Genomic DNA, 11,448 nt, shown 5'->3' with positions numbered 1-11,448 from the left:
GGGAAGCAAGCGAGCGGCTGGGGCGCTTTCCCATCGCCGCTTCTTCACCGTCCGCCCTTGCCTGCCGCTCTCACCCTCCCCCTCCCCCTGCCCCTCCCGCAAGCGGGAGGGGGGAAGAAGGGGCTACCGCGCCTGCCTCCTCGTGTAGAGGTACAGCCCCGCGGTAATCGCCAAAAACAGCGCCGTGCCGCCCGCCAGCGCCACGCCCGCGAACCCAGGCCCGACCAGCGCCAGCGGAGACTCGCTGCCCGTTTCGTAGACGATGCCCGCGTAGAGCACCCCGAACAGGCTGTCGCCGACGATCATCCCGGTCGCCATCAGCACGCCCATTCGCTTGACGAACTCGGGATCGCGGGCGCGTTCGGCGGCGCGGTCGTAGAACCAGCCGATCACCGCGCCGACCACCACGGTCAGGGTCACGCCCATGGGCAGATAGATGCCGAGCCCCACCGCCAGCGGCGGCAGCCGCAGCTTGGTGGTGCGCGCCAGCACCTCGTCGACCAGGATCACGCCCGCACCGATCAGCGCGCCCACGCCGATCAGGTCCCAGCGCAGGTCGCCGCCCAGCACGCCCTTGGCGAGCGACGAGATCAGCGCGGCCTGCGGAGCGGGCAGCGCATCGGCGCTGGCACCCGCGACGCCGGCAAAGCCGAACGAGGCGTTGAGCACGCTCAGCACCGGCGGAATGACGAGGCTGCCGAAGATCACGCCGAAGATCAGCGCCACCTGCTGCTTCCACGGCGTCGCGCCGACCAGCTGGCCGGTCTTGAGGTCCTGGAGATTGTCGTTGGAGATGGTCGCGACGCCGAACACGATGCCGGTGACGATCAGCGCATAGGCGATCAGCGCCTGCGTCGTGCCGGGATCGAGATTGCGGCCATACAGCCCGACGAGCATCAGCGCGGCGGCGACGACGGAAAGGATGCCGATCCCCGATACCGGGCTGTTCGACGCGCCGATCAGGCCCGCCATATAGCCGCATACCGAGGCGATCACGAGTCCGACGACCAGCACGAACACCAGCGAGCCCCCCACCAGCAGCCCCGCCGAGGCGGAGAGCGGTCCGGCCGCCAGCACGCTCCACAGCAGCCAGCCGATCGGCAGCAGCATGCCGAGCGTCACCACCGCGACGATGGTGATCGGCAGGTCGCGCTCGCCGATCGGCACGTCTGCACCGCTCCGCGCGGCGGCCGAGGCGGCGAGCGAGGAACGGATGCCGCCGATCACCGGTCCGATGATCTTGAGCAGAGTCCAGATCGCCGCCATGCCGATCGTGCCGGCGCCGAGGAAGCGGACGTCGCTGCGGAACACCGCATTCGCCACCGCCTCCGCCGTGCCGGGCATGCCGGCGCTGAGGATCGGCAGCGCGATCCACCAACCGATCGCGACGCCGACCAGGATGGCGATGCCGACGGTGAGGCCGATCAGGTGCCCCGCGCCGATCAGCGCGAACTGGAGCCCGCCGATGATGCCGGTCGAGCCCGCGCCTGCCTTGAAGAACACCGCGCCTTCCTCGGCCGCCAGCTTCATCCTTGTGACGAGCGCGAAGCCCGCCGCGGCCACCGCGTTGACCACGATCACCCTCAGCCCGCGCGCGCTTTCCTCGGCGCCCTCGCGGCTGCCGGCGCCGACCTGCAGCACCTCGGCGGCGGCACGGCCTTCGGGATAGGGGAGGTCGGGGGAGTCGACGACCAGCGCACGGCGGAGCGGCACCGAGAACATCACGCCGAGGATACCGCCGAACATCGTGATCGCGGCGGTTTCGACATAGGGGAAGCCGTTCCACCAGCCGATCATCACCAGGCCCGGCAGCACGAAGATGATCGCGGCCAGCGTCCCCGCCGCGCTGGCGACGGTCTGGACGATGTTGTTCTCGAGGATCGTCGAGCCGGGGAAGAAGCGCAGGATCGCCATCGAGATCACCGCAGCGGGGATCGAGGTGGCGAAGGTGAGGCCGATCTTCAGGCCGAGATAGACGTTGGCGGCAGTGAACAACAACGTGATCGCGCCGCCGAGCAGCACGCCGCGCAGCGTGAGTTCAAGCGGCGCGCGGGCAGGGGGTATGGCCATGCGCTAGAGGCTCCAGAGTGGCAGCCCGGGCATGCCGGGCCAGCAAAAATCCCATCGTGCCATCCTGTGCCCGGTTTGGACAGGATGTTTAGGATGTAACGGGACCGCGGACCGCCGTGAACAGGGCCGCGCGAGTCCGGAATGGTCGCGCAGAGCAGTTGGTAAGCCGGAGCGCCGCGAGGGCAATGAGGCTACCGCCGAGCACATCCACCACATAATGGCCGCCAATGGGAATCGCGGCCGACCACATCAGGAGGTTCAGCGGTAGCGACACGATGCGCAGCAGGCGGAACGGCCAAAGCGCCCAGGCGAAGAGCACGGCCATGCTGGCGTGAAAGCTCGGGAAGCTGATGATACCACCGAGATCGGCGAGATCGATAGCGTGTATCTGGTGCGCGTGCAGGGCGCTGATCAACCTGCCGTAATGTCGCGCATTTTCCGGCACTGGTGCGTAGCCGTAGAAATCGAAAGCCGCCGCCGCCGGCATGAGGAAGAAGACCGGCAAGCAAAGCAGGATCGCCAGAAGGACGCGGTCGATCGAGCCCTCGGTCACCGAAAGTCCGGTCGCCCAAAAGGCTAGAACGCAGCACAGAAAGGATGCGGCGACGCTCCGCCACAATATTCTACGCATCCCGACGCTCCCCCCTTGCCCCAGCCCAAGGCGGCAACAGGAGCTTAACGCCGCGTCAAGGCCAGTGGATTTTCTGCAGCTATTCCATAATGCTGGAGCTGCCCGCTAAGACTGGCATAGGCATCGGCGGGCAGCGATCAGCCGCGGAACAGCCCGCCCAGCACGCCGCGCACCACCTGGCCGAGCACGCCGCCGCCCTTGGTGCCGAACACCGCCTTGCTGACTTCGTTGGCCACCGCGCGCCCTGCCGCCGACGAGGCGGAGCGGGTGGCGGAACGGATCGCGCGGTTGAGCGGGTTGTTCGCCGCCTCGCGCTCGGCCGCGATGCGGGCGCGTTCCTCTTCCTTGGCGCGGCGCGCGTCTTCCTTGGCCTGCGCCGCGGCGGTCTTTTCGTCAGCGTCTCGCGCCTGGGCTTCGGCTGCGGCGGCGCTGGCCTCGGCGCGTTTGGCGGCGAGCAGCTCCTCGGCGGATTCGCGGTCGATCGCAGTGTCGTACTTGGCGCCGACGGCGTCGGTTTCCACCAGGATCTTGCGCTCGTCCGCCGCCAGCGGCCCGACCCGCGAGGCCGGCGGGCGGACCAGCGTGCGTGCCACGGGGGCCGGCGATCCATCGGCTTGGAGCAGCGAGACCAGCGCCTCCCCCACCGCCAGCTCGGTGATCGCGGTTGCCACGTCGAGGCCCGGGCTCGCCCGGAAGGTCTCGGCGGCGGCGCGGATCGCCTTCTGGTCGCGCGGCGTGAAGGCACGCAGCGCGTGCTGGACGCGGTTGCCGAGCTGGGCGGCGACATCCTCGGGGATGTCGATCGGGTTCTGCGTGACGAAATAGACGCCGACGCCCTTCGATCGGATCAGCCGCACCACCTGCTCGATCTTCTCGAGCAGCGCCTTGGGCGCGTCGTCGAACAGCAGATGCGCCTCGTCGAAGAAAAAGACGAGCACCGGCTTGTCGGGGTCGCCGATCTCGGGAAGCGTCTCGAACAGCTCGGAGAGCATCCAGAGCAGGAAGCTGGCATAGAGGCGCGGGCTCGCCATCAGCTTGTCGGCGGCTAGGATGTTGATCACGCCGCGCCCGCTATCGTCGTGCGCCAGGAAATCCTGCATGCTGAGCGCCGGCTCGCCGAAGAAATGGCCGCCCCCCTGGGAGCGCAGCTGGAGCAGCTGGCGCTGGATCGCGCCGACGCTCTGCTTCGAGACATTGCCGTAGGTGGTCGAGAGTTCGTCGGCCCGCTCGGCGCAATGGGCGAGCATCGCCTGCAGGTCGTCGAGGTCGAGCAGCAGCAGGCCGTCGGCATCGGCGACGTGGAAGGCGATGGTCAGCACGCCTTCCTGCACTTCGTTGAGGTCCATCAGTCGCGCGAGCAGCAGCGGGCCCATTTCGGAAACGGTGGCGCGGATGGGATGGCCCTGCTCGCCGAACAGGTCCCACAGCTGCACCGGCATCGCCTGGTACTTCCAGCCGCTATCGCCGATTTGCTGCGCCCGCGCGGCAAAGGCGGCATGCGACTTGGCGAGCGGCGACCCGGCCATGCCGAGCCCGCCCAGATCGCCCTTCACGTCGGCCACGAACACCGGCACCCCGGCGGCGGAGAAGCCCTCCGCCAGGCCCTGCAACGTCACCGTCTTGCCGGTGCCGGTCGCACCCGCGATCAGCCCGTGGCGATTGGCCCGGCGCAGGTTCAGCTCGATCCGCGTATCCCCGGCTGCACCAACGAAAAGGCCCGTCTCTTCCGCCATTTTCTGCTCCTCTTGTGGGGAGCCGGCATAGGGAAGAAACGGGCCTTGGTCAGCCGTTTTTGCGGCGGATCAGTTTCCGGCGAGACCGACCGGGATGTAGTTGCCGATGTTCTTGCGCTGGACGTAGAGCACCACCTGCTTGCGGCCCGCAGCCTTGGCGGCGGCAGCGGCCTTGGTCAGGTCTGCGACGGATCGTACCGGCTGCTGGTTGATCGAGACGATCACGTCGCCGCGCTGCAGGCCCTTGCCGGCCGCATCGCTGCTCGGGCTCACACCCAGGATCACCACACCGCCGATCGAGGGATCGACGCCGATCGAGCGGGCGATCTGCGGGGTCAGCGGCGTCACGCCGATGCCGAGCAGGGCGGTGGGGGCGGTGGCGGCGCTGCTGCCGTCATCGCCATCGTCGCCGTCGGTGCCGTCCTGGTCGTTCGGATCGAACTGGGCGAGCTGCTCTTCGGGCGGGCGGGTGCCAACGGTCACGTTGACGGTCTGGCGCTTGCCGTCGCGGATCAGCTCGACCGGGATGCGCGTGCCGGGCGTAACGTTGCTGACGAGGTAGGACAGCGTCTGATCGGGGGTCACGTCCTTGCCGTTGACCTTGACGATCACGTCGCCCTGCTTGATCCCTGCCTTCTCTGCCGGCTGGCCCGGCTCGACGCGGGCGACCAGCGTGCCGCGGTCCGACGGCAGGCCGAAGCCGGCGGCCAGATCCTTGGTCAGGTCCTGCATCGCGATGCCGAGATAGCCGCGCGTGATCGTCTGGCCCTTTATCAGCTTGTCGATGATCGGCTTGGCTTCCTCCGCCGGAATCGCGAAGCCGATGCCGACATTGCCGCCGGTGGGCGACAGGATCTGCGAGTTGATGCCGATCACGTTGCCGTTGAGGTCGAACATCGGGCCGCCCGAATTGCCGCGATTGATCGACGCATCGGTCTGGATGAAGCGGTCATAGGCGCCGGTGCCGGTGACGCGGTGCGTCGCCGAGATGATGCCGGCGGTGACGGTGCCGCCCAGGCCGAACGGGTTGCCGATCGCCAGGATCCAGTCGCCGACACGGGCGCGCGCCGAATCGCCGAATTTGACGAAGGGCAGGTTCGCGCCGTCGATCTTGAGCACCGCGAGGTCCGACTGCGCGTCATGGCCGATCAGCTTGGCCTTGAAGTCGCGGCCGTCGGCCAGCGTGACGGTGATCGATTCGACCACGGCGCCCTGAGCACCGGCCGAGATCACATGGTTGTTGGTGACGACATAGCCGTCGGCGGAGATGACGAAGCCGGAGCCCAGCGACTGTGCCTCGCGGGTCACCGCCTGGCCCTGGCCTTGGCCGAACATCTCGAACGGCGTGCCGGCGAACGGATTGGCGTTCACCTTCACGCGCTGCGTGGTCGAAATGTTGACGACCGCCGGCTGGAGGCGGGCAACGAGGTCGGCGAAGCTCATCGGCGCGCCGGCCTTGGGGGCCATCGCCTGGATGGTGCCGGGCTCGTTCTGCGCGGTCTGCGCGCCGGCCGGCTGGTTGAGCGAGAGCGCGGTGGCAGCGCCACCCAGCAGGATCGCGGTAGTCAAGGCGTAGGCGTAACGCACGGGGTCATTTCCTCTCGAAAGGAATGGTATTCGTCTCAAATCGCGCTTCTAGCCAACAAGGCTGAACCTGATTTGAATATGAACGAGCGGACAGACTCATCGTTGCCCGGTAAACTCCCGGAGATACTCGTTGTTGGGCGACAGGATGATCTGGCTCTCGCCCTTGGCATCCGGGCTCAGGAAGGTGGTCCGGTACGACTGCATCGCGCGGTAGAAATCGTAAAATTTCGGATCCTTGTTGAACGCCGCCGCATAGATCTGCGCCGCCTGCGCCTGGGCGTTGGCGCGGATGATCTGCGCGTCCTTCAACCCTTGCGCCTTGATCGTCTCCGCCTCCTGGCGGCGCGCGGTCGCCATGCGGGTCAGCGCGCTGGTCAGCGGCGAGCCCGAGGGTAGCTCGGTCTGCTTGATCCGCACGTCGATGATCTGCACGCCGTACTGGCTGGCGAGTCGCTGGAGCGAGGTCTGGACATTGTCCATCACCTGGCCGCGCTCGGGGCTGAGCAGCGTGCTCGACCGGCGCTTGCCCAGCTCGTTGCGGAGCGACGAGCGCAGCAGCGGCTGGAGCTGCTCGCGGAGGCGGTCCTCGGTGCCCACCGTCACCACCATCCGCAGCGGATCGGTGACGCGGTAACGGGCATAGGCGTCGATCTCGAGCCGCAGCTGGTCGGTCGACAGCACGGGCTCGTCGGGCAGGTCGACGTCGAGGATCCGCTTGTCGACCCAGACGAGGCGGTCGACGAACGGGATGCGGAACACCGGGCCGGCATTGGTGCGGCCGAAGCCCTCACCATCCTTGTAGGCGTTGACCGTGCGGTACGGCTTCTCCAGCCGCAGCACGACGACCTGCTTGGTCTCCGGCACGATCGCCACGGTGCTCATCAGCACGATCAGCACCACGATCACCGCGACGACGAGCGCGATCGGATTGCGGGCCCAGGCCATCACTTGGCGGCTCCCTTGTCCTGCGCATCGGCGGGCGCATTGCCCCGGCGGAGTGCCGGCAGCGGCAGATAGCTGTTCACGCCCGGTGCCTCGACGATCGTCTTGTTGGTGTTGGCCAGCACGGCCTCCATGGTCTCGTAATAAAGCCGGCGCTTGGTCACTTCGGGGGCCAGCTTGTACTGTTCGTAGATCTTGTCGAACTCGGCCGCCTCGCCCTGCGACGCGGCGATCACGCGCTGGGCATAGGCATTGGCGTTGTTGCGGTTCGATTCGGCTTCCTGCTGCGCGGCGGTGACGGCCTTGAAGTCGTCGTCCACCTGCGCGGGGGCGGCGGCCTTCTGGATCGCGACGCCCTGGATGCGGATGCCCGCGCCATATTCGTCGAGGATCTTCTGCATCGCGACCTGGGCCTCGGCCTCGATCTTTGAGCGGCCCTCGCCGATCGCCTCGTTGAGCGTGGTGTTGGCGATCACCGCGCGCATCGCGCTCTCGGCGGTCGCGCGCACCGTCTCGCGCGGATCGGCGATCTGGAACACATAGGCCGAGGCGCTCCGCACGTCCCAGCGGACCGAATAGGCGAGATCGACGATGTTCTGGTCGCCCGTCAGCATCAGGTTTTCGCCGCTGTTGGGGAAATTCTCGGTGCGGATGTTGCCGACATCGACCACGTCGACCAGCTGGAAAGGGGCGGGCAAAGTGAACTGGATGCCGGGGTCGAGCGTGCCCGAATAGCGGCCGAGGAAGGTGACGACGCCCTTCTCGCGCGGCCCGATCGGGTGGATCGAGGTGTAGAGCACCCACACCGCCAACAGCCCGGCGAGGATCAGCAGCCAGAGCCGCGCACCGGTCGGCACGCCGGGAAGGCCACCGCCGCCGCCGCCGCTCCGCGCGCGCCGCCACAGCTCGTCGAGCGCGCTGGGCGAGCCGGTGCGCGAACGCCGGCCCTCGGGCGGGACGGACCACGGGTTGCGCGGCCCCCCGCCATTGCCGTCATCCTTGTCCGAGCCGCCGCCCCATGGGCTTTTCGGCGCCTCGTTGTGGAAGGTGCCGGACAGCGCGTCACGGCCAGAACTATTCACCATGCGACCTTTATAAGCAGGGCGACGCGGATTTACAGTGGCGTCGGACGATTGTGTACCTATGTGCCGCGGGATGACTGACCCGCAGGACCTTTCCGCCGCCCTTGCCCCTGTCTCCGCCGGCCGCGCCACGGTGCGCCTGGAAGGCGGCCGCGCCAATATCGTGCTCGACGTGACCGGCCTTTCGCCCGAGACCCGCGACGCGCTCGAAGCCGAAGTGCGCAGCGCCGCCGCGGCGCTGCCGGGCGTTGCCGAAGTGCGCATTCTCCTCACCAGCGAGCGCCGCACGCGCCGGATTCTCGCGGTCGCCAGCGGCAAGGGCGGGGTGGGCAAGTCGACCGTCGCCGCCAATCTCGCCATCGCGCTGGCGCGGCGCGGGCTCAAGGTCGGGCTGGTCGACGCCGACATTTACGGCCCCTCCCAGCCCAAGTTGCTGGGCGTCGAGGGCGTGAAGCCGCAGGCGCGTGACAAAGTATTGCTGCCGATCGAAACGCCGTTCGGGCTCAAGATGCTGTCGATGGGCGGGCTCGTCGCCGAGGGGCAGGCGATCGCCTGGCGCGGGCCGATGGCGGGCGGGGCGCTGGGCCAGATGGTCGACGCCGATTGGGGCGATACCGAGCTGCTCGTGCTCGACCTGCCGCCGGGCACCGGCGACGTGCAGCTGACGATGATCCAGAAGCACAAGCCGGCGGGGGCGGTGATCGTCTCCACCCCACAGGACCTGGCGCTGATCGACGCCACCCGCGCGATCGACCTGTTCAACAAGGCCGGGGTGCCGATCGTCGGCCTCGTGGAGAACATGGCCGGCTATTGCTGCCCGCATTGCGGCGGCGTCTCCGATCCGTTCGGCAGCGGCGGGGCGGAGAAGGCGGCGGGCGCGCTGGGTATCCCGTTCCTCGCCCGCATTCCGCTGGCGATGGAAATTCGCTCCGCTTCGGATGCAGGCACGCCCCCCGCCGCTGGGGATACGGAGTCTTCCGGATCCTTTGTAACGCTCGCCGATTCGGTCTATGAATGGCTAAAGAGGTGATGCATGCCGCTGACGCGTGACGAAGACATCCGCACCCTGCTCGAGGAAACGCGCACCATTGCGATGGTCGGCGCGTCCGATCGTCCGAATAGACCCAGCAATGGCGTGATGGTGCTGCTCCAGCGGCACGGTTATCGCGTGATCCCGGTCAATCCGCAGATTACCGGCGAGCATATCCATGGCGAGTTCGTCTTTCGCGAATTGAGCCAGATCGGCGTGCCGATCGACATGGTCGATATCTTCCGCAAGTCCGTACATGCGGGCGAGGTGGTGGACGCCGCGATCGCCGCGGGCGCCAAGTCGGTATGGATGCAGCTCGATGTGGTGGACGAAGCCGCAGCTGCGCGTGCCGAGGCGGCCGGGCTCAAGGTGGTGATGAACCGCTGCCCGGCCATCGAGATCCGCCGTCTCGGCCTGGCACCACTCGCCGCTGCCTGATCAGAGCACGGCGAGCGCCTCGCGCAGCCGTGCCACGTCGCGCGCATCCTGGTAGAGGCCCAGCCCGATCCGCAGCACGTCGCCGCGCACGTCGGTGACGATCTCGTCCGCCAGCAGGGCTTTCTGCCAGTCCGCCGCGTTCGGGCTGCGCAATGCGACGAAGCGGGCCTGGGGTGCATCCGGTGCGGCGGGGTTGATCCGCTCGGCGTCGAGGGGGAAGTCCGCCAGCAGCTGTGCCCGTAGCGGCGCGACATGGGCGTTGATCGCTGCCGTCGTCAGCCCCTCGCGCGCCAGCATCTCACGCACCGCGACGAAGCGGTAGAGCCCCGACGGATCGAAGGTCGCGCCGAGGAAGCGGCGGGCGTCCGGTGCATAGCCGATCTGGCCGGGCGGCAGGGCGAGGTCCTCGAACTCGGCATACCAGCCGGTGATCTCCGGCCGCGGCCCGAATCCCGGCGGCGCGTGGAGGAAGCCGACGCCTTCGCCCGCCATCGCGTACTTGTACCCGCCCGCGACGTAGAACACCCGGTCCGCCACCGCCGACAGGTCGGTCTCCACCGCCATGAAGCCGTGATAGCCGTCGATCAGCACCCACGGCCCTTCGGGCCGCGCCAGCGCCGCGAGATCGGCAATGCCATCGAAGATATGGCCGGTGCCGAACTGGACATGGCTCGCCACGATCAGGTCGAAGCCGCCCGCCTGCGCCGTCGCGACGATCTCGCCCATCGGTACCCGCGTAACCACTGCCGTGCCCGCCTCTTCCCAGCGCAGCGACTGGCGGCGGAAGCTGTGGAACTCGCCGTCGGTGGCGAGGATGCGCAGCGGCCGGCGCGGGGCCATCGCCGAGACGATCCGCAGCAGCAGCTCGTGGGTGTTCGACGCGAAGACGACAGTCGACGGATCGGGAAGCTGCAGCTCGGCGGCGACATGGGCCTGCGCGGCGGGCCAGATTGCGTCCATCACCCGGCCCCATTTGCGGTCGGCGAGCCGCGCGGCATCGTCCCACGCCGCCTGCTGGCCGAGCCACGAGGCATCGGGCCACAGGTGATGGCTGTGCGCGGCGAAGTGCAGCCGGTCGGGCGCGGCGGCCAGCGACCGCTGGAACAGGTGCTTGAAGCTGCTCACAGGTCGGTCCGCAGCGACCAGAGCTCGGGGAAGGCGCGCTTGGCGAGCGTCGACTCGAGATAGGACACGCCCGGCGTCCCGCCGGTGCCCATCTTGCCGCCGATTACCCGGCTGACGGTGAGCACGTGCTTGTGCCGCCAGGTGGCCAGCGCGTCGTCGATATCGACCAGCTTCTCGGCGAGCTGGTACAGATCCCAGTAGCGATTGGTGTCGCGATAGACCTGGCCCCAGGCGGCGCGGACGTCGTCGTTCGGCTGATAGGGCGTCGGCCAGTCGCGGTGCAGCACGGCATCGGGCAGCGCGAAGCCGGCGGCGGCGAGCGCGGCATTGGCATCGTCCCACAGGCTCGGCAGCGCGGCGGCCTCGGTGGTCAGCGGCCCCGGCACCCCGCCGCCGCGCAGCCCCAGCATCGTCTCGACCGCGCGGAACTGGTCCGACTGGAAGCCCGAGCTCCCGCCGAGCACCGAGCGGAAGCGGGTATAGTCGCTGGGCGTCATCGTCGCGAGCACGTCCCAGCTCATCGTCATCACCGCCTGGATCCGGCTCACCCGCGCCAAGCCCTTATACGCCTCGATCAGCTTGCCCTCGCGGACCAGCCCCTTGGCGAGGTGCAGCTCGGCGAGGATCTGCTTCAGCCACAGCTCCTTGGTCTGGTGGATGATGATGAACAGCAGCTCGTCATGCCGGTCCGAGAGCGGGTGCTGGGCGGCGAGCAACTGGTCGAGGGCGAGATAGCGCCCATAGGTCATGCCTTCGGTCATGCCCGCGACGCTAGCAGCGGGGCGGGAAACGGCAATGGGGGAGGGAGGC

At 68.4% G+C, this 11,448-nt stretch carries 10 protein-coding genes; 2 read left to right on the top strand and 8 right to left on the bottom strand.

The genetic code is table 11. The features are described from left to right. Window positions 1–123 precede the first annotated feature (123 nt). The 6 genes from ACTJKY_RS01460 to hflK all read right to left on the bottom strand — a co-directional run bounded on the left by ACTJKY_RS01460 (window position 124) and on the right by hflK (window position 8,048). Window positions 124–2,070 carry an OPT family oligopeptide transporter gene (locus tag ACTJKY_RS01460; RefSeq protein ID WP_440843715.1) on the bottom strand — a complete coding sequence of 649 codons (1,947 nt, stop codon included), beginning with the start codon at window positions 2,068–2,070 and terminating at the stop codon, window positions 124–126. Window positions 2,071–2,158: 88 nt separating this feature from the next. Continuing rightward, the gene (locus ACTJKY_RS01455; RefSeq protein ID WP_440843713.1) at window positions 2,159–2,623 is read right to left on the bottom strand and encodes a phosphatase PAP2 family protein; all 465 of its coding nucleotides are present in this window, start codon (window positions 2,621–2,623) and stop codon (window positions 2,159–2,161) included. A gap of 215 nt (window positions 2,624–2,838) precedes the next feature. Continuing rightward, window positions 2,839–4,434: a helicase HerA-like domain-containing protein gene (locus ACTJKY_RS01450; RefSeq protein ID WP_440843712.1), complete on the bottom strand. Its 1,596-nt coding sequence runs from the start codon at window positions 4,432–4,434 to the stop codon at window positions 2,839–2,841. 69 nt (window positions 4,435–4,503) lie between these two features. Next, a complete protein-coding gene (locus ACTJKY_RS01445) occupies window positions 4,504–6,021 on the bottom strand; it encodes a Do family serine endopeptidase (RefSeq protein ID WP_440843711.1) in 1,518 nt (505 codons plus the stop codon). Between the two features lie 96 nt (window positions 6,022–6,117). Next, window positions 6,118–6,966 (bottom strand): protease modulator HflC, encoded by an 849-nt coding sequence (gene hflC / locus ACTJKY_RS01440; RefSeq protein ID WP_440843710.1) that lies wholly within the window; start codon window positions 6,964–6,966, stop codon window positions 6,118–6,120. Next, window positions 6,966–8,048, bottom strand: coding sequence for a protease modulator HflK (hflK, locus tag ACTJKY_RS01435; protein ID WP_440843709.1), 1,083 nt, complete (start codon window positions 8,046–8,048; stop codon window positions 6,966–6,968). Before hflK ends, hflC begins: the two co-directional genes overlap by 1 nt. Before the next feature lie 70 nt (window positions 8,049–8,118). Between hflK and ACTJKY_RS01430 the strand changes: the two genes are divergently transcribed. Further along, a complete protein-coding gene (locus ACTJKY_RS01430; RefSeq protein WP_440843708.1) occupies window positions 8,119–9,075 on the top strand; it encodes a P-loop NTPase in 957 nt (318 codons plus the stop codon). A gap of 3 nt (window positions 9,076–9,078) precedes the next feature. Further along, the gene (locus tag ACTJKY_RS01425) at window positions 9,079–9,513 is read left to right on the top strand and encodes a CoA-binding protein (protein ID WP_440843707.1); all 435 of its coding nucleotides are present in this window, start codon (window positions 9,079–9,081) and stop codon (window positions 9,511–9,513) included. On the opposite strand, the gene ACTJKY_RS01420 is transcribed toward ACTJKY_RS01425, so the two are convergent. Both ACTJKY_RS01420 and ACTJKY_RS01415 read right to left on the bottom strand, forming a co-directional pair. Beyond that, window positions 9,514–10,638 (bottom strand): aminotransferase class V-fold PLP-dependent enzyme, encoded by a 1,125-nt coding sequence (locus ACTJKY_RS01420; RefSeq protein WP_440843705.1) that lies wholly within the window; start codon window positions 10,636–10,638, stop codon window positions 9,514–9,516. Next, on the bottom strand, window positions 10,635–11,399 hold the full coding sequence (locus ACTJKY_RS01415) for a tryptophan 2,3-dioxygenase (RefSeq protein ID WP_440843704.1): 765 nt from the start codon (window positions 11,397–11,399) through the stop codon (window positions 10,635–10,637). Before ACTJKY_RS01415 ends, ACTJKY_RS01420 begins: the two co-directional genes overlap by 4 nt. Window positions 11,400–11,448 lie beyond the last annotated feature (49 nt).

It is taken from the genome of Sphingomonas sp. 22176 (genome assembly GCF_052045505.1).
Lineage (GTDB): Bacteria > Pseudomonadota > Alphaproteobacteria > Sphingomonadales > Sphingomonadaceae > Sphingomonas.
The sequence above is the reverse complement of the archived record's forward strand: the minus strand, read 5'-3'. Positions and strand labels throughout refer to the sequence as shown.

Excerpts from the sequence above, each read along its gene's own strand:
- ACTJKY_RS01415 (WP_440843704.1), bottom strand. The coding sequence starts at position 11,399 with ATGACCGAAGGCATGACCTATGGGCGCTATCTCGCCCTCGACCAGTTG.
- hflC (WP_440843710.1), bottom strand. The coding sequence starts at position 6,966 with ATGGCCTGGGCCCGCAATCCGATCGCGCTCGTCGTCGCGGTGATCGTG.
- ACTJKY_RS01430 (WP_440843708.1), top strand. The coding sequence starts at position 8,119 with ATGACTGACCCGCAGGACCTTTCCGCCGCCCTTGCCCCTGTCTCCGCC.
- ACTJKY_RS01460 (WP_440843715.1), bottom strand. The coding sequence starts at position 2,070 with ATGGCCATACCCCCTGCCCGCGCGCCGCTTGAACTCACGCTGCGCGGC.
- ACTJKY_RS01425 (WP_440843707.1), top strand. The coding sequence starts at position 9,079 with ATGCCGCTGACGCGTGACGAAGACATCCGCACCCTGCTCGAGGAAACG.
- ACTJKY_RS01450 (WP_440843712.1), bottom strand. The coding sequence starts at position 4,434 with ATGGCGGAAGAGACGGGCCTTTTCGTTGGTGCAGCCGGGGATACGCGG.
- hflK (WP_440843709.1), bottom strand. The coding sequence starts at position 8,048 with ATGGTGAATAGTTCTGGCCGTGACGCGCTGTCCGGCACCTTCCACAAC.